This is a genomic window from Methanosarcina sp. DH1, from assembly GCF_020804205.1.
Taxonomy (GTDB): Archaea; Halobacteriota; Methanosarcinia; order Methanosarcinales; family Methanosarcinaceae; genus Methanosarcina; species Methanosarcina vacuolata.
On sequence record NZ_WJBJ01000036.1, the window covers coordinates 32877 to 51930 of the forward strand.

14 protein-coding genes and 1 rRNA gene are annotated in these 19054 nt (G+C 39.7%); 7 read left to right on the forward strand and 8 right to left on the reverse strand.

Annotated features, from left to right (window positions below; genetic code table 11):
- The first annotated feature begins 712 nt into the window (after nt 1-712).
- Both FXW07_RS18450 and FXW07_RS18455 read left to right on the forward strand, forming a co-directional pair.
- Nucleotides 713-955 (forward strand): hypothetical protein, encoded by a 243-nt coding sequence (locus FXW07_RS18450; RefSeq protein WP_229397075.1) that lies wholly within the window; start codon nt 713-715, stop codon nt 953-955.
- Nucleotides 956-1094: 139 nt separating this feature from the next.
- The gene (locus FXW07_RS18455; protein WP_229397076.1) at nt 1095-1901 is read left to right on the forward strand and encodes an HD domain-containing protein; all 807 of its coding nucleotides are present in this window, start codon (nt 1095-1097) and stop codon (nt 1899-1901) included.
- 118 nt (nt 1902-2019) lie between these two features.
- Here FXW07_RS18455 and FXW07_RS18460 read toward each other — a convergent pair whose 3' ends face one another.
- From FXW07_RS18460 to FXW07_RS18470, 3 genes are all read right to left on the reverse strand, one after another.
- The gene (locus tag FXW07_RS18460) at nt 2020-2253 is read right to left on the reverse strand and encodes a hypothetical protein (RefSeq protein ID WP_229397077.1); all 234 of its coding nucleotides are present in this window, start codon (nt 2251-2253) and stop codon (nt 2020-2022) included.
- The gene (locus FXW07_RS18465) at nt 2225-2431 is read right to left on the reverse strand and encodes a hypothetical protein (RefSeq protein WP_048119752.1); all 207 of its coding nucleotides are present in this window, start codon (nt 2429-2431) and stop codon (nt 2225-2227) included. Before FXW07_RS18465 ends, FXW07_RS18460 begins: the two co-directional genes overlap by 29 nt.
- Nucleotides 2432-3086: 655 nt before the next feature.
- Entirely contained in the window at nt 3087-3836 is a 750-nt protein-coding gene (locus FXW07_RS18470; RefSeq protein ID WP_229397078.1) for a Nif3-like dinuclear metal center hexameric protein, read from the reverse strand.
- 557 nt (nt 3837-4393) lie between these two features.
- Here FXW07_RS18470 and FXW07_RS18475 point away from each other — a divergent pair.
- The 3 genes from FXW07_RS18475 (at nt 4394) to engB (ending at nt 8294) form a co-directional block, all read left to right on the forward strand.
- Entirely contained in the window at nt 4394-5989 is a 1596-nt protein-coding gene (locus FXW07_RS18475; protein ID WP_229397079.1) for a BatD family protein, read from the forward strand.
- A gap of 435 nt (nt 5990-6424) precedes the next feature.
- Nucleotides 6425-7402 carry a DHHA1 domain-containing protein gene (locus FXW07_RS18480; protein ID WP_229397080.1) on the forward strand — a complete coding sequence of 326 codons (978 nt, stop codon included), beginning with the start codon at nt 6425-6427 and terminating at the stop codon, nt 7400-7402.
- 262 nt (nt 7403-7664) lie between these two features.
- Nucleotides 7665-8294 carry a GTP-binding protein EngB gene (gene engB, locus FXW07_RS18485; protein ID WP_048154686.1) on the forward strand — a complete coding sequence of 210 codons (630 nt, stop codon included), beginning with the start codon at nt 7665-7667 and terminating at the stop codon, nt 8292-8294.
- Between the two features lie 418 nt (nt 8295-8712).
- On the opposite strand, the gene FXW07_RS18490 is transcribed toward engB, so the two are convergent.
- The 3 genes from FXW07_RS18490 to glgP form a co-directional block, all read right to left on the reverse strand.
- On the reverse strand, nt 8713-8967 hold the full coding sequence (locus FXW07_RS18490) for a KEOPS complex subunit Pcc1 (protein WP_229397081.1): 255 nt from the start codon (nt 8965-8967) through the stop codon (nt 8713-8715).
- Nucleotides 8968-9000: 33 nt separating this feature from the next.
- Complete coding sequence (locus FXW07_RS18495) at nt 9001-10341, reverse strand: DHH family phosphoesterase (RefSeq protein ID WP_229397082.1); 1341 nt, start codon at nt 10339-10341, stop codon at nt 9001-9003.
- Nucleotides 10342-10914: 573 nt separating this feature from the next.
- Nucleotides 10915-12591 carry an alpha-glucan family phosphorylase gene (gene glgP, locus FXW07_RS18500; RefSeq protein WP_229397083.1) on the reverse strand — a complete coding sequence of 559 codons (1677 nt, stop codon included), beginning with the start codon at nt 12589-12591 and terminating at the stop codon, nt 10915-10917.
- A gap of 828 nt (nt 12592-13419) precedes the next feature.
- Here glgP and mtaA point away from each other — a divergent pair.
- Nucleotides 13420-14439 (forward strand): methylcobamide:CoM methyltransferase MtaA, encoded by a 1020-nt coding sequence (mtaA, locus tag FXW07_RS18505; protein ID WP_048154692.1) that lies wholly within the window; start codon nt 13420-13422, stop codon nt 14437-14439.
- A 386-nt stretch (nt 14440-14825) separates the two neighbouring features.
- Here mtaA and mtaB read toward each other — a convergent pair whose 3' ends face one another.
- Both mtaB and mtaC read right to left on the reverse strand, forming a co-directional pair.
- On the reverse strand, nt 14826-16211 hold the full coding sequence (gene mtaB, locus FXW07_RS18510; RefSeq protein WP_229397084.1) for a methanol--corrinoid protein co-methyltransferase MtaB: 1386 nt from the start codon (nt 16209-16211) through the stop codon (nt 14826-14828).
- 12 nt (nt 16212-16223) lie between these two features.
- On the reverse strand, nt 16224-16991 hold the full coding sequence (mtaC, locus tag FXW07_RS18515; RefSeq protein WP_229397085.1) for a methanol--corrinoid protein MtaC: 768 nt from the start codon (nt 16989-16991) through the stop codon (nt 16224-16226).
- A gap of 1244 nt (nt 16992-18235) precedes the next feature.
- On the opposite strand from mtaC, the gene FXW07_RS18520 reads away from it, so the two are divergent.
- Nucleotides 18236-19054 (forward strand): 16S ribosomal RNA (locus FXW07_RS18520); the annotation flags it as partial.

Below are 19054 nucleotides of genomic sequence, written 5' to 3' on the forward strand. Positions count from 1 at the left end.
TTAGATACTTTGGTAATACAGATTATATAGGTGTTTAAAAATTATAATGTTTGGAATTCAATCAGAGGTGGCTCAACGATTGGAATCCAGAGACCAAAAGCTCAAACAGTAACTTACAAAGCAACCCACTTTCCGTATATGCACACAAAAATGCAATCAACTTTCCCAATAAGGCAGTAAATTAAAATTTGCCTGTCTTTAAATTAAATATTTTAGACAATTCGGCAAATTAATTCTACATTTGTGTTCAAATGCGGAAAGTGGGTAACAAGGTCTAGGAAATTAATTTGGGCTGATCTCACAACTCTTAAAAATTAAAGTTGCGCTGGCGCACCGCGCAGCAAGCTAGAGAGGTATTCGACTGAAATAAATCATATCTGAAAAACGAGAATCCATATTTGGAAAGAATGTGTTTATTCTATCGGGATCGCAAAGAGTTATGAATACCCTGACCTCCGCAGGCTGTCTCACAACCGTAGTTCGCGATAAAATTCCTCCTTTTTTGTTTTAAGGCTTTAAAAGCCTTATTTTTTTTACAGATTTCTGCCCTGAATTTGAATTGTCGGATAGCTTCCTGTTGGTCCTCATTCATATAATTCAACAGGATATGAGAGCTTTGATACTTTGAAATATTTTCTAGTACATCGATTCTCAAATATATATACTAAGAAAACAAATACAGTTTATGACGCAAATATTCTTTTAAAGTCACATGGAATTTTGTAACACGGAAAACGCAGCCTGTCGCATAGTGATTCGATCTGGATATTACAACCACGGAAAACACGGAAAGCACGGAAGAAACACGCCTTTACTACTGATTTCCGTGTCTTCCGTGCTTTCAGTGGTTTTCAAAAAATTCATTTTGGACATACTTTGGAATCGATGCACTGGTATACGACCTTTTCTTAATGGGACAGAAGATTATTGGCTCTTCGCCATTTCCTATAGATAAGATTATTTTCAATTCAATACCGCATTGGTTTTTATGAGGACATTATGAGGATATTCACATAAAACAAAGAAGAGCCTAAATCTCAAAGCCTCCGTAGATATACGAAAATGTTATACATTAAAACTACTATTGAAAAAGCATGCAGAAGGAAGACCTGGACTTTTTCAAAAAATGGTTTCTGGATTATGTAGACCAATTTTCCTCTCCTGAGGTCTTTATCCAGGAAAACGTTAAGCTAAAAATCGAGCATACGGCAAGAGTATGTGAAAATATCCTTTTACTTGCCAAAGCGGAAAATGTGGAAGAAAAAGACTGCAGGCTCGCTGAAGCAATAGCTTTATTTCATGACCTGGGCCGCTTTGAACAGTTTACTAAATACAGGACGTTCAAAGACTCAGAATCTGAAGATCATGCCCTGCTTGGCGTAAAAATTCTGGAAAATACCGGGGTTCTTTCCATTCTATCTCGGAAAGAGAAAGATATAATTCTGAAAGCTGTGGAATATCATAATCGCATGGAAATTCCCGAATGCACAGAAACTACAACAGAATTCCTTTTTTATTTGAAATTGATCCGGGATGCCGATAAACTGGATATCCTGAAGCTTGTGAGTGAAGATTGTGAGAAAGAAGAAGAGCTCAGGAATCCAGTTCTCGAATTCAATATTCCCGATACGCCCGGATGTTCGGAAAACATATTTGAGGATATCCTTAATAACAGGATGTCAAAGCTTGCAGATGCAAAAAACCGGAATGATATTAAACTTCTCCGCCTTAGCTGGATTTTTGACATTAGTTTTCCTGCAGCTTTTTCTCTTCTCAGAGAACGCGGTTATCTTGAGATAATTCTGTACTCAATGCCAGAAACTGAAGAAATGCAAATGGTACGCGAACATATTGAGAGCTATTTGAACGCAGTTGAAACCAGAGCAGAAATAAAGCTGTGAAAACGGATGTTAGCTAAGCCAATAAGCCTTAAAGAGCATAGATCAGGATAAAACTGAAACGTTAGTGAAGTGTAGATAAACTGAAGCAAAAGAGATAAGAAAACAATCTGTAAAAATTTTAAACTTGGGCTGTTAGAAAAGAGAAATCCACTACGAATTCATTCCATGCAAATTCATTCCATGCAAATTCATTCCATGCAAATTCATTCCATGCAAATTCATTCCATGCAAATTCATTCCATRCAAATTCATTCCATRCAAATTCATTCCATACAAATTCATTCCATACAAATTCATTCCATACAAATTCATTCCATGTAAATTCATTCCATGTATCTTCTACGATTTTCATTGCCCAGACTTCGCCGGTAATCCGAACGAATCTGACTTCTTGACTGTTCTATAAGCATTGATTCCAGAGAATCTTCTTTAAGTTCTTCCCCTATATTTTTATCTTTTTCCTTTGTTTCCGGTCTGTCTTGATCCTTTTTTCCTATATCCGGTCTACTTTGTTCCTTTTCCTCTGTCATATTAAAATTACTCCTACGTTTAACTGAGTTAAGGAATGATTCAAGTATCATATCAAAGTATTGTTGTCAAGAATCATTATTGAGATAATGAAATTATGTACAGATCAATTCCTGAACTGCAAATTTGAAGTTATATTTTTATCATTCCTAAAACATATTTTGTTGTAATCGACATTTTCACGTAAACTTATTTTGGCTCTTCTTTGTTTTGTGTGGATATCCTCATAATGTCTTCATAAAAACCAATGCGTTATTGAATTGAAAATCGTCTTATCCACAGGGAATGACGAAGAGCCCTTATTTTCAATTATTTTAACAGGATCTTTTTAGTTAGAATATTATTTTAATTTAATATATTATTTAGGACTTACGAACTTGAGGAACAAAATCAATTACAGCAAAGACTGTGGATTAAAGTCACGTTTTAGACAGTTAATAGTCTGATGCTGTTGATTTTTCAGTTCTACTGCGTAAGTCCTACTATTTTTATCAAGATTTACTTATTATTAAGATTTAATTATTATTAAGACTTTATTTTTATTAAGATATAATTATTATTTAACTTTTATTTTTATTAAGATTTTATTTTAGTTACCGTCTTATTTTAGTTTGAATTTTTCAGGATATTCCTCTGGGCCAGAATCCGGAAAGATGTTCAGGATTTATCAATTGCCTTGAGTCCGGATGGCTGTTCGATAAATTCCACCTCAAGACCGGAAATTTCACGCAGTCTGGAGCATAAAGCCTCCATGCCCGGATTTTCCGTGGCATAGTGAGTAGCGTCAATAAGGCAGAGATCCTCGTACTCGCGGAGAATATTATGCTTAAGTTCGGAAGATATGAAGGCATCAACTCTATTTGCCCTTGCAATTTCAAGGAACTCAGTCGCAAAGCCACTGCCACCGACGACCATTACCCGACTTATCCCCTCTTTTTCTCCTGCATATATGACAGGAGTTTGCAGGGTCTCCGAGACATTGGACGCCAGTTCAGCCGAAGCACAGGGTTCTATCTCTCCTATTCTACCGACTTCCACATTTTTGAGATTCTTTAACCCGAGCCTTGCAGCAAGCACGTCATTAATGCCTCCTTCGGCTCTATCATAATTCGTATGCATGCTGTAAAGGGAAATCCCGTTATCGAGGGCAAGCCTGAGAGATTCAGCCAGGGATTTTGAGATTTTGTTAATCGGATGGAAGATAAGGGTATGGTGGGTAATTAGAAGATTTGCTCTCATTTCTGCAGCTTTCTCAAGCGTATAAGAACTGGCATCGAGGGCAACTGCAATTTTTTCTATGTTATTTTCCAGGTTGAGAATTAGCCCGATCCTGCCTTCGTCAAAGTCTTCAGCAAGTTCAGGAGGCGCGATTTCTTCGAGAATTTCTACAACTTTCATAAGTTCCATGAAAAAGACCTCTGGTGTCCGGAAGGGACTGCTACTTCTTGATTAAATTTGGAAATTTCCGCGATTTCCTTTCCTGATTCTGTTAAATATACACGACCTTATAAAGAAAACGACTCTATATAAGAAGTTTATTCAAAATTGAAACAGTACAAAAAATTAAAATATCTTATGTTAAGATAACTTATAGAGTTTAGACAAATTTCTGATTAAAACGACCTTAATACTACCATATAGATCTGACCAGTTTAGACAAATAAATTACAAATTTTAAATGATCCTGGATTTTAATGAAGAAACCATGAAATTGGAGTTAATAAAGTAACATCGAGTTCGAAAATTGTAAATCATAGGGGAGTGCTGGGGCAAAATCAATGCATCGAATTGTAAAATACGGATGGTATCATATGACTGGTATCATTCGTGAATAAGCAGTTAGTAATTATATATAATTTAAAAAATACAAAAAAATGAAGAGCCGTAGCCATTACAGCAGCTCAAAATGCATGCTTCCAGTGCGAAAATCCAGTATAAAGAGATCAAATTCAAGGAAGGTAACTATGGCTAAGAAGCTTGCACTGATTGCATTACTTGCCGTTTTCTTCACTTCGGCTTTCTCAATAATCGCTCTTGCGGAAGAAGACATCGAGTGGGTAGAGAAACAGGATGGAACAACACTTTACTGGGGGGATACAGTAACAGTTAACGGCTATGTTATAAAGGCAGAAGATTTTAACGATAACAAACAGTTGTTTGTTTCAATCTCGAAGGATGGGGAAAAACTGAAGACGTCTCCACTTTCCGCAGGCCTGGAAGTCGTATATGACGACAAGATAAAGGTTTATGCCCAGGAAGTGGACCCGAATTATGAGATTATCAAGAAGGATGGAAAGGAGTTCAAGACCGGAAACTGGAACCCTTATGCTAAACTGGATATCCTTATAAAAGGAGAGCCAGAATTTGACATAGACATTGAAACCAAAAAGGACACATATGATTCAAAATCTACCGGAGACGGTTCAATTGATGTCTCGATAGAGATTAAAAACGATGGAGACGCAAAAGCTAAAAATGCCGTTCTAACTATCGACACAGCCGGGATGGAAGTCCTTAAAGGAAAAAAGAAATACACACTTGGAGAGGTTCTTAAAGAGGAAACTCTTGAACCTGTGAATATTACATTGAAAGCTCCCAAGCCGTGGGAAGACACTAATCTTAATATAAGTGCAAAAATTACATGCGAGGATGTCAGGAACAAGAAGTACGAAGACATAGGCTTCAAAGTCATAAAAATAGAAAAAAAATGGGGCCTTGTTATTTCAAAGTTTATTACAAGAGATAATCACATGGGAAAGCCTATCTACGTCTCGGTCAATGTCCGGAACGTAGGGCTTTGTGACATAGATGACATCGTACTTACTGATTCGATAGCTTCCGAAACGCACCTCAAGAAAGATGCGGTGCTCGAGAAGACCCTTTCTCTTAAATCCGGGGAATTAGCTGAAAAAGTTTTTGAATACACTCTGATTCCTGAAAAACCGGGAGAATTCACCTTCCCAAAAACAACGGCTAATTTTACCCTGCCTAATGGGCAGAATGGTGACGCGGGTTCCAATAACTCGGAAAAGGTAAAAATTTATGGGCCTGAAATCTCAGTTACAAAAACCATAAACAAACAGCAACTGAATGCCGGAGATGAACTGACCGTAACGATCACTGTAAAAAACACAGGAAACATTGATTCAAGTGTGACAGTAACCGACACCGTACCTCCTGAAGCTAAACTAATAAGCGGGGAAACCAGTTTCAAGCAGATTCTCGGAAGCGGCGGCGGTTCAAAAACAGTAACCTATATCCTTCAAATGCATAAAGAAGGGGAAATCCAGCTGCCTGCATGCAAAGCAAGTTTCCTCGACCTTGATGAATACTCAGGAGAGGTCGTTTCGGATACTCCTATTGTTTATGTAGGAGTACCTATTTCTCTTGAAGGAAGCAGCAAGCAGCCTGAGGGAAAAACTGACTCCAATCAAGAAAAAAATAAATCATCAGGTCTGGCGCAAAATGAAGATTCTGAAGATACTCCCGGGTTTGGCCCTGTCCTTGCTATAGCAGGACTTCTTGCAGTTACATGCATCATGGGAAGAAGACGTACCTGAAAAAACTTAAATTGGAAGTTTCGAACGCTCTGGACTTTCCAGGGCATTCATTTCTTGTATTTAATAGAATCTACTGAGAAAAAAGCCTTATTCCATTACGATTCACTTTTTTCATTACTTATTACAATTTTCATCACTTTTCACTTTTTTCATAACCATTTATACCACTTATGAATTATTTTATCTTGTTATTTTTACTGGTCTTCAAAAGTAATAGGTTGATAAGAGCTCTTTTTACCTTGAAACTCATTTGAATAAAAATAAAAATAAAAATTGAACAAAAGAAAAAATAAATATCTTTATTAATTTCCAAAATGAAAAAAAAGCATGTGAAGCAAAAAAAGAATTGAAAGTGAGTAAAACTCAACACTGCTGTTAGAAGAGGTATTGACATTAGAAAAAATAAATATTTTTTCGAGAAAAAGGAAGCAAAACATGAAAGAACTCGAGAACCGGATCAAAGCGAAAACTCTAGTCCTTACTCACGGAGATTCGGATGGGATATGCTCAGGTGCGATTGCAAAAACCGCTTATCCGGATGCGTATGTATATTTTACAAACCCGGCCAACCTTCTTGAAAAATTAAGGCTTATACAAGATGTGAAAACCCTTATTATTTGCGATATTGCAATCGATGAAAGGAACTGTTCTGAACTTCACACAGCACTCCGAGAATTTGCGGAGAAGTCCGACCTTTACTATATTGACCACCATCCTCTCCCTAAAAGCTGTGAAAAAGAGAGCTGGTTCTACCATGATATCGAAGCCTGTTCCTCAGAGTTGACCTACAGGGTCTTTGAGGACCGGCTGGACAGGGATATGCGGAGGGTAGCAATCTACGGAGCGATTGGGGATTTCTCTGACAACACTCCATGTTTAAAGAACTGGGTCAAAGATTGGGATAAAAGGAATCTTTATTTCCAGGCTGGAACCCTGACCCAGGCCATCCTATATAAAGGAAGGGATTACGAATTCAAGAGGAAACTTCTTGAACCCCTCTCAAAGGATATCATCCCTTCAAATATTCCAGAACTGCTTAAGCTTGCCAGAGAAGCAGCAATTAACGAGGAGAGATTAAGGCTTTTTGTTAAATATAATGTGGAAGTCCTGAGAAACAGCGCGTATATTGTAAATACAAATAACTCCATTTCAAAGGCAGCGATCTACGCAGCCTCTTACGGCAGGCGGGAAGTCGGGATTGCAGCCGAATACCGTGAAAGAAAGGTAGCTTATGACCTTAGTATCCGATCCCGGGGAGAGGTCGACGTAAACAATATTCTCCGTTCAGTCGCACCAAGATTCGGAGGAAGCGGCGGTGGACATCCACTTGCGGCAGGCGCTCAAATTCCCGAAGATTCCCTTAACGCATTCCTCAGGGCTTTTGATAAGGAACTAGGGGAAGCACATAGGTAAAGAACCGTAACATGGATAAAAACCGTAACATGGATAAAAACCGTAACATGGATAAAAACTGGAACATGGATAAAAACCGGGCATCGGTTGACCAAAACAGTTGATTCGCAATCGTCTAACCGGTTTATCACGCCGCGGCATGGGATTTTTGATCAATCCTATTTTGAAAAGGGTTGTGTCACAACCGTTGCGCCGTTTGATCACGCCGAGAACGACATTTTTGTTCAGGTCTTTTTTGAAAAAGGCTTGGAGGTAAAAAACAATGGAAACCAGTAAGACTGCAGCTGAAAGCGGAGTAAGCTTTGAGATAATCTTTGTAGGCCGTTCAAACGTGGGTAAATCCTCGTTGCTAAGGGAACTCTTCGGAGCGAAAGTAAGGGTTGGAAAACGCCCCGGGGTTACCTTACGCCCTGCACATGTCCATGTCTCGGACCTGCTTATTACGGATATGCCTGGCTTCGGCTTCATGAGTGGAGTAAAAGACCGAAAGCAAGACATCGTTAAAGACAAAACCGTGCACTATATCGAAGAAAATGCCGAAAGGATCAAGCTCGGAGTGCTTGTAATAGACAGCCCGTCTTTCCCGCAGATAGTAGACCGCTGGGACTCAAAGGACCAGATTCCGATAGACATTGAAATGTTTGATTTCCTCAGGGAAGTCGGGATTGACACCATTATTGCTGCAAACAAGATGGATAAGGTAAAAGAAAGCGATTACGATTCTCTTCTTGACGAGATTGCAATTCGACTCGGGCTTGAACCTCCCTGGCAGAACTGGAGGCATATAATAGCTCCTATCAGCGCCAAAAAAGGAGACCTGAAAGCTTTAAAAGGTCTGCTTCGGGAAAGGCTGCACGAAATGAAAAGGGATGACCTGTTTAAGTATGTTTGATTTGAAAAAACGCGTCATAGGGCTATCGTCATAAGGTGTTTTATCCCAAAATTATTTCTCTGTTTAAATTTATCTGTTTAAATTTCTTTTATTGCAGTTATATCTCGCGTACAAATGACTCACCATTTTACTTCAACTTCAAATTTGGTTCATTTTACATGATCATTCTATAGTATCAAAATTGAATTGTAATTTAATCAAGTTTAATTTTTTGAGTCGCTTGTTGTTGTATCGTATATTAACTTTCAAATAGTCTTGAATCTGCGAAATCATTTCAGGATACAACATGGAAAGAAAATAAAGGAAAGAAAATAAAGGAAAGAAAATAAAGGAAAGAAAATAAAGGAAAGAAAATAAAGGAAAGAAAATAAAGGAAAGAAAATAATATAAAATAAAAGAAAGAAAATTTGTAAGTAAATTAGCTTTCCTGGACTTTATCTCCTTTTTTCATAGCTTCTTCGATTCCTTCTCCAATTTTAACATTCATGAGAAAATCATCAACCGTTGCAAGAAGAGAGCCTATTTTTTCAGAGTGAAAATGGACAGCAACTTTATCATTACTGATTTCACTTTCCATGCTTCTAAGGTTATCCGGAGAAAGAGCTTGCAGAATTTTCGCAGCGGATTTTCTTGATTCAGGATCCGGAAATTCAATTGTACCTGTAATTTTCATAAGCACTCCCATCGCTTTTCCATCTTATTATCTTTATCTTTTTTGATTTTTTGCTCCGGTCTTCTGGAGCTGGTCACCTATTATTCGGTCTGCAATGCTAAGGAACTCCTCTACACTTCCAAGAGGGATTGAAGCCCCGGAAGCTACACTGTGCCCGCCTCCTCTTCCACCAACTGCACCTGCAGCTTCTCTAAGGGCAAAAGCAAGGTCAAGGCCCTTTGAGACAAGTTCACGGGTTCCTCTTGCCGAGACTTTCAGGATTCCTTCGGATTCATTTATGCAAATGAAAGGAAGTTCGGGATGAAGGTAACGGACGACCGTGCTTGCAAGGTTCCCGGTAGAAATGGCATCAGCAGTAACAACATACCAGAGATTCTCCCCTTTGCTAATTTTTTCTACGTTTTCTCTGGCATTCAGTGTAAGTTTCTTCTTATGTTCTTTATTTAGAGAGATGGCTTCATTAATACTTTCCTGATCTTTCAGGCAAAGAGAAATAGCCAGCCCGTAGATTTTCTGCTTTCCGCATGTGTCAAGGATGGAGATAAAATCGTAAACATTTCTTACAAGCTCCCGATTCAGAAGCAAAACTTCTCCTATAACAGCCTCAATAGCTTCCGGGCTTGCCTGCCTGACAAGTTTAAGGGCGACAGCATTGGCAAGCCTTGAGATTTCCTCTTCAGACAGGTTTTCAATTTTTCCTGAAAGACCGAGCTGGTTCAAAAATTCTGTAACTTTCTCAGGGTAACCGGTTATATCCAGAAAAGGTTCAGTACTGTATGCGAGCACGTCTACAAGGTCTCCATCTCCTACTTTGAGCCCCTTCCGAATAGAAACGACCCCTGCTTTTAAGGCTTCCTCCAGGATGAAGGCATTGGCCGTGTGAAAAAGTTGCTTATCTCCAATTGCACCTGCAAGGGCCAGCCCTGCAAGGTCAACGTTATCGGCTGCCAGTTCTCTGGCTACAAGATAGCAGGTGCCAGAAGCTGAGATATCAGTTGCCCCGTCGATTCCAACCATATGGGCATTTACAACGGCTTTTGCCGGAGATTGACCTACAGGCTGGTGGTGGTCAAGCACTATAACATCAGCTTCCACCTTATCAATAAGTTCAGGTTGCCCGCTGCCCATGTCGCAAAAAATGACAAGGTCATTCCTGGAGATGCTCTTGTTCACGTCTTCAATCACAGCTTCATCCAGCCTTCCAGCTATCGAAAGCTGGAAACAAATGCCTGCCCGCAGCAGAGCCTGTGCCATTATCCCGGCTGAGGTCAGCCCATCAGCATCATTATGTGAGACTACGCGCACAAATCTGTATTTCCGGATTTTTTCGGCTGCATTCTTTGCAAGATTTATCAGATTCTCAAGCTCGCTCAAAATCCATCACTCAAAAATTCAGTAATAAGGTCAAAGGATTATTAGAAAATTAATTAAGATATGTTACTAGTTCATAAAGGATACCAGTCTATACAGGCTTGATAGTATAAAACTTTGTACATTCAATAACTGAAGAGTTTTCGGACAACATATCCAAATTTTATTTAAATTTGTGCATAATCTTTGTTTTCAGAGTTCTTTGTAAGGACATAGGTTCGTTTTGAAAAAATTGCACACTACTGTAAAACTTGTAGAAACCAGAGAGCCAATTTGGCTCTTCGCTGTTTCTAGTGAGTAACTTACACCTATCTCTTAAATGCCACCTCTTAAATGCCGAAGTAACATATATAAAATTTAGAAATATTTGCGGTTGGAAATCACATTCCAGCTTGATGTTTCTCTTTTTGGCCTATTACTTTGTAACTGAATAATTATTTTCAACCCCCCACAAAACAACGAAGAGCCAATTTTGCGCTGAAATCTTTTCGATGGATAACCATTAGCTACTTTTACGACTATTATTAGTTAGTTTAAGTTTCTTCTAAATTGAGCCCAGTTAGATTTTAAAGATTTTTAAAGATAAGCTTCTGTGACATAATACCTCATCATCCTATGACTGTTAAAATAAGATGCTATCATACCTATTGAATTATTGATTAGCTTGAACCATTCATCTTGTTGTTCGTAGTACATAGGGACGACGATGTAGTAGAGTTTGTAATAGAGATCTTTGAGCTCAGCAAGTCTTGTTTCTTCTATAGAAATTTTTTCATCTGGTTTGGGCCCAATAGACCAACCTGTCACATCTTCAATCCACCCCTCAATCCACCAGCCATCAAGCACGCTAAGATTCACTACTCCATTATGAGCAGCTTTCATGCCACTTGTACCTGATGCTTCGTAGGGACAGTTAGGAGTATTAAGCCAGACATCAACTCCAGAAACCATTTTTGCAGCAAGATCCATATTGTAATTTTCCAGAAATGCAATTTTTATTTCGTTACGAAGTTTTTTCATCACTTTATAAATATCCCTTATAATTTGTTTTCCGGCTTCATCATTAGGATGAGCTTTACCTGCAAAAATAAGCTGAATTTTGCCTCTTTTATTTATATTCCTGAGCATCTCAAGATCAGAAAGAATTAAAGTTGGACGCTTATATGATGTCATACGCCGTGAAAAGCCTATTGTAAGAGTATCATAATCCATACCTATACCTGTTTTTTTGTTCACCTCGTCGATCAGATTTCTTTTTGCATTCCAATGTGCTTCCCAGAGCTCAGTGTCTGGAATTTCTCCGACTCTTATCAGAAGTTCGGGTTCATTCTCCCAATCCGGAAGATAGCGATCATAAAGCTTTCTGAAATAAGGGGAAGTCCATGTATAGGAATGAACACCATTTGTAATGGCATGAATTTTGTAGCCAGGGTAAAGTGCACTTGAGATCTGGCTGTGTCTTTTTGTAACGCCATTGATATAGTTCGACAAGTTCATAGCAAAAATGCTTGTATCAAAGTAGTTTTGCCCTCCATACTTGCGAAGGATCTCAACATCGTTTTTATCCTGGATTAGATCTTCTACAAGCCCATAATCAAATTTATCATGCCCTGCTTCCACTGGAGTATGGGTAGTAAAGATACAAAGTTCCTTTACTTTAGTCGGGTCTAAGCTGTTTTGCTTCAAAAGTTCTAGAGCAAGTAAGCTTGAATGCCCTTCATTCATATGGTACTTTCTGACTTTGAACCCAAGAGCATTAAGCATTCGTACTCCCCCGATTCCGAGTACTATCTCCTGCTTGAGTCTATAGCGTTGATCGCCTCCATATAGAAAATCCGTAATCTTGCGGTCTTCCGATTCATTTCCTTCAACATTTGTATCTAGAAAAATTATCGGCACGCAGCCTTCTATATGGCTCTTGTAAGTATAAGTCCAGGCTCTGAGTTTAACGTCTCTATTCTGAATTTTTACTTTTACCTCTTCTTCGCAAAGAGTCATAAAATGCGAAGGATCCCACTCATCAGCATGTTCTGTCTGATTTCCTTCAGGATCAAGAATCTGTCTAAAATAGCCTTTATTGCTTACCAGTGTTACTGCTACCAGTGGGATATTCAGATCCGCAGCTGAGCGGATAACATCACCTGCAAGACCCCCTAATCCCCCTGCATAGGTCGAAATTTCACTACGAAGACCTATCTCCATTGAAAAATAAGCAATATTTTGTCTCTCCAGTGCTCCGTGAAGATTCTCCATATCATCAAGTCCTTTATTTTTTTTAAATTATAACTTGTTTTTTATATTAAAAATCATCATATCTTAAAACATTAAATATACATTTTTGAAAATAAACACAATTTTCTTTCAATAATGTCAACAAATAAATGAAAACGCTTTTAACACTTAACAATATATCAAAATTTTTGTAAAATTTGTTTTATATTATTTAAACATAACTATTAAGCCTATCATCAAAGTTAATTGATATCGATTTTGATGAAAACAAAGAGTTTAATAACTGACTTGTAGACAACGAAAAAGTGCAATCAATTGCCAATAATCAATGAAAACTCATTTAAAGAAATCTGTAAGTTGAGTTTTAATGGCGATGGCTAACGATCTTGTTTTATCCGGATTTCTATATTTGTAACTAAATATTGTAACTAAATATTGTAACTAAATATTGCAACTAAATATTGCAACTAAATATGAAACAAACCCAACTTTCAAATAATATTTGATAAGCAAAATTATTTCATAACCAAACACGTTTTTCCTACGGATAGTGGGACAAAAACCTGCGGACTTCTTCTCTCAGGAGAAAAGAATGAAACAGGAAGAGGCAATCCGGGAAACCGGCTCAGATCATACCAGCTAATCTGGGAATCAGCTAATCTGGGCATGGGGATTTAAGTTTCCGAAGGTGATTACTTGCCTTTGACGGAAACTCTAAGAATTTTGATATGCCTCAAAGGGTTAGATGACTATAAATTATATCTGAAATATCAGTAGTATACGTGAATGTCGTAGAAAAGTCAAAAGATTAAAAGCTTACAAATTGAAACTTAACATGGGGAGATAATTATGAGTGAGATGACACTTAAGGAGAGACTTTTAAACGCGCTTGAAGGCAAAGAAGTTGACAAAGTACCGGTCTGTTCTGTAACTCAGACAGGAATTGTTGAATTAATGGATGAAGTTGGGGCTCCCTGGCCGGAGGCTCATTCTGATCCTGAAAAAATGGCGAAGCTTGCGATTGCAAACTATGAATTAAGCGGGCTTGAAGCTGTAAGAGTTCCATATTGCCTGACTGTGCTTGCCGAAGCTATGGGCTGTGAGGTTAATATGGGAACCAAAAACAGGCAGCCTTCAGTTACGGCACATCCCTATACCAAAGATCTTGAAGGCATGGAAATGCCTGAGAACCTGCTTGATATGGGAAGAATCAGGGCTGTACTTGATTCAATCAAACTTATAAGGGAAAAAGTAGGGCCAGATGTACCTATTATAGGAGGAATGGAAGGACCTATTACTCTTGCTTCCGATCTGGCGAGTGTAAAGTCCTTTATGAAATGGTCTATTAAAAAGCCTGATCTGTTACATCAGGTACTGGATTTCGCAACTGATGCCACAATAGCGTATGCAAATTCAATGGTTGTTGCAGGAGCAGACATCATCTCCGTTGCCGATCCTGTAGCCTCTCCTGACCTGCTGAGTCCAGAATCTTTTAAAAATGACCTCCAGTCAAGGTTACAGAAGTTTTCCTCAAACGTAAATTCGGTTACGGTACTGCATATCTGTGGAAGTGTGTCCCCTATCCTTAACTATATGGCAGATTGCGGTTTCGAAGGTTTGAGCGTTGAAGAAAAAGTTGGCAGTATTAAGAAGGCTAAGGAAGTGCTTGGGGATAGAGCAAGGCTCGTAGGAAACATCTCAAGTCCTTTTGTTCTGCTTCCTGGTCCTGTCGATAAGATAAAAGAAGAATCGAAAAAAGCGATTTCCGAAGGTGTAGATGTACTGGCGCCTGGCTGCGGAATTGCACCTATGACTCCGCTTTCCCACATTAAAGCGATGGTCGAGGCAAGAGACGAATACTACGCTTGAAGAGCTACAAAAAAGAATCTAACTAATTTTTTATTATTTGTCATGAAAGTGCTCTCAAACACTTTCATTTTTTGGACATGTTGTTCGAAGAATTTCATGTGCGTTTTTTTACGAATTTTTCATTACCTTTTATTACTACTTTTTTCGTGTCCTGCATAATTGTAGATCTTGAGTAAATTAAGTGTTAATTTGTACAATCACAACTATATGGTGTTCACTCAACTGTTGCTGCTTTACAGAAAAACCTTAAGTGCTAAATGAGTCGACCAGTACTAAAAATTTCTATATAAATTTATCAGGAAACCAGAAAACTACACTCTAAATTTATCCGGAAACCAGAAAACTACACTCGGGATGTTAAAAAAGGAAAAAGGAGAATTGCCTTATTAGAGGCCGTAGTTCTCCGGCTTGAATACTTTGACTTCCTGTTTATACTTTGTAAGGCAGTCACTCATGAACTTTTCTTTGTCGTCGGTGAGGGCCTCAAAAGCTGCTTTTGCGTCAGCAAGGGCTTTAGCTTCAAATCTGGAGAGCTCGAGTTTACCCCCTGCTCCTTCTTCGACAATGTTGATGCATTCGATAGCGGCGTTCTTGGCACGGAGGTAAATATCGTTTCCATCTTTTGCAATTGCCTGTCCTACTCTGTAGGCGTTCGGGTATGCGAGTACATATCCCTGTGCGTCTCTGTATATATCCGAAGCTACGAACATATCCCTGAGTATTTTTTCATTACCTGAATCAAGAGCAACATTCATTAGGGCACAGTCATAAGCTAAGGTTTCTCCCCAACACTGAACTGTGGTACCGCCGAATTCACCGTGATACTCAACAGATTCATTGGACCAGAGGTCACAGCACTGCATGACAATGTTACCCATCAGGTCGGAGTGAGCACAGGTTGAAGTCTTACCTTCCTGAGCTATCGGGACACCTGCAATGGCTTTTACAATGGTATTCTCGTAACCACAGTCCTTTCCAGGGCCGACTGCGCCGGCTTCGTAAGCAACGAGAGATCTTGCGGCAGAAATAGTCCTTGCAATGATTGCAAGTGTGTGGGCGAGGTTCTTGTCCAGCAGCCCGCCTGCAATGAACATCGCAGTGTTTGCCTGGGCACAGTCTGTGTCACCTGATGCTATTACATTATTCTTTTTTGCAACTGATGCGATGTCTTGCCAGATCATTTCCATATCTATGCTACCGAGAACACCGATTCCGTAAAGTACTCCGGCCATGTCGTTCCTGAGGATTGCATAGTCGAATACTTCTTTTCCACCCATTGACTCTACTGCAAGCATATCAGCACCGTTCTGGGCACACTGTTCGAATGCCTCCATAAAGACGCTGTACTTGTCTCCTCTGAGAGCGAGGAAGTCTCTGGTCTCGCGGATGTCACCAATGGTATGGCGGAGTGCGCACTTTATGCCATATTCATCATGGTAATCTTCCATGATAGTTTTCTGGGCGTGTGCAACGGCTGCTCCCCAATCAGGGTGATTGGACATCTGCTGAACATGTTCGGTTTCAAGCACAACAGCAGGAGCTCCGATTTGAACCATCCTTGCCATAATGTCGGTGGTGATCCTTTCGTATTCCTTTATGAGCTTTTCTTTGGATGCTCCTGCTTCAGGTCTTGGGGCATAGTTTACTTCGGGAGTTGTGTAACCGGCACCGATTTCAAGTCCCAGTCCGGTTTTAACTGGCGTGACAGCTTTTCCGAAAACCATGTCATCTGCGCTTGCGTAAGCCATTTTAGTACATCTTGTTACTGCCATTACTCCATCTCCTCAGTGTTTATGGAATTTCTCCCTCAGTTTCACAATGTTGTCCCCATGTTCCCTGATGAAATCTGCTATCTTAGGAGCATCGGCTGCTTCTTCGCCATATACCCCTAATTCATACTGGGAAACGAAGTCCTGGTTCACAGCACCTCCTCCACATGCGAACGGAATCCTGTAGCCTTTCTCCAGAAGCTTGTCATTAACTTCTTTGAATGCATACATGGTGGTGGTCATCAGGGCAGTACCTGTAAGCATGAGGGGACTTTCTTTCTCGACAGCCGCTATTACCTCATCTACAGGGACATCTCTTCCAAGATCCACTACTTCATATCCGTTAGCTCTAAGCAATGCAGCTACGATGTTCTTTCCAATATCGTGAACATCACCTTCTGCAACGTGGCAAACGACTTTCCCTTTAACTACAGGTGCTCTTCCTGCTTTCTGCTTAACGTATTCAATGCCCTCCAGCATGGCATCGGCAGACATCATAACGTTTGGCAGGAAAATTACTCCCTCGTCATAAAGCCTGGTGACCACTCCCATTCCAACCATCAGTGCGTCATCGATAAGAGAGATAGGTTCCTTCCCGGAGCCAATAGCTTTTTCCAACCCTTCAACAACGTCGTCCTCTTCGCCTTCAAAGATGGCCTTTGCAATCGGATAAATCATTGAATCCTTTGGGTAAAGTTCTTCTGCAGCCTCTTCTGGTGTCATTTCCTTTTCCATTTTTACGTTGTAACGAACCAGAATGCCACTGGGATCTATATCTATCAAATGTCTAACCTCCATTTTGGCATTTGAGGAGCAAATAATCCCTGAGTATTTACAGGGGTAAAAACCGGGTTAAAAACCAAACTTCTCCTGAGATTGATCTTGATCTTATATCTTGATCTTATTTTGGTATTTAACATTCTCCTTTTTTTCATAGATACAACTAAGCGAGATCCAAACAGGTATAAAATCCCAAATTCTTCCCAATTTCTTAGAGGGACTCCTAACTCCTCTTAATTTAATTGGAATCCTATATATATAAAACTCACTGAGCAAGTTTAAGGTTCTAATACTGAACTTCAGGCTATAATTTTCTTTATTGAGGGGCCTTGTTGCTCTTAATGCCAGTTTTTATGAATTTTCTTTTAACTCATATATAGTTTGAAAATCTGTACAATTGTTAATACTAAAAGAGTTTTTATAACAGTATGTGGCTCTTAATTTTTTGGCAGGTTAAGTTAATTTTCAGAAAATAATTTGTAATGAAAAGCAGTCACTAACTTTCAAAATAAAATCCTGCACTTTAATAATAAATATATTTTATCTTATCTTTTCTTTCTTAACTTAATCTCTTTTGGAAAAAATATATCTTTCAGCCTTTAGTTTCATTTGTCTGAAAGCATTTTCTCGAAAGATATATATATCAGTAATGCATTTAGAGGATCCCTGATCTAATAAGGTCAGTAATCCTTAAATCTATAGATTTTTGCAAAAATCAGTTTTTGCGGGAAAATCTATGGTCAAAAACCATTCAAACAAAACCTTTATATAGGAGAAATTCCTTCTATATATCCCTCACAAAAGGCAAAATTGTGAGCATTCGACTCTCTTACTATAATGTAAGATTATAATGGCAGTATCTCTATAGATTCAAGCAAATTTTCCATTTTGCTCCGGATCTCAGAGTAAAAAATTGCCTGAGAGAAAAGCTTTATATACAAGAAATGTCTTGTATACATCCCTCACACAAGCGATTGTGTCGAGGTGAATAACACAAAGCTTTATATACAAGAAATGCCTTGTATATGTCCCTGCGCAAACTGATTGCGTAGATACAAATCTCTTTCATCTTTTAATGGAGTCAGGAGTTGTTTCCTGACTGACGAGGATTTTGTCGGTTCGGTTAATTCTGGGCGGTGAGAGTTTTCATAACACATCATCGCGAAACTGAAATAACTGAATTGATAGTTGTTAGTGCAAGTTTCTGCGACCAAGACCTTTATTTTGAAGTGTGCGATACATTAACAATTCTGGTTGATCCTGCCAGAGGTTACTGCTATCGGTGTTCGCCTAAGCCATGCGAGTCATATGTTCTTCGTGAACATGGCGTACTGCTCAGTAACACGTGGATAACCTGCCCTTGGGTCCGGCATAACCCCGGGAAACTGGGGATAATTCCGGATAACGCACATATGCTGGAATGCTTTATGCGTAAAATGGATTCGTCTGCCCAAGGATGGGTCTGCGGCCTATCAGGTAGTAGTGGGTGTAATGTACCTACTAGCCTACAACGGGTACGGGTTGTGAGAGCAAGAGCCCGGAGATGGATTCTGAGACATGAATCCAGGCCCTACGGGGCGCAGCAGGCGCGAAAACTTTACAATGCGGGAAACCGTGATAAGGGGACACCGAGTGCTAGCATCATATGCTGGCTGTCCAGGTGTGTAAAATACACCTGTTAGCAAGGGCCGGGCAAGACCGGTGCCAGCCGCCGCGGTAACACCGGCGGCCCGAGTGGTGATCGTGATTATTGGGTCTAAAGGGTCCGTAGCCGGTTTGGTCAGTCCTCCGGGAAATCTGATAGCTCAACTATTAGGCTTTCGGGGGATACTGCCAGACTTGGAACCGGGAGAGGTAAGAGGTACTACAGGGGTAGGAGTGAAATCTTGTAATCCCTGTGGGACCACCTGTGGCGAAGGCGTCTTACCAGAACGGGTTCGACGGTGAGGGACGAAAGCTGGGGGCACGAACCGGATTAGATACCCGGGTAGTCCCAGCCGTAAACGATGCTCGCTAGGTGTCAGGCATGGCGCGACCGTGTCTGGTGCCGCAGGGAAGCCGTGAAG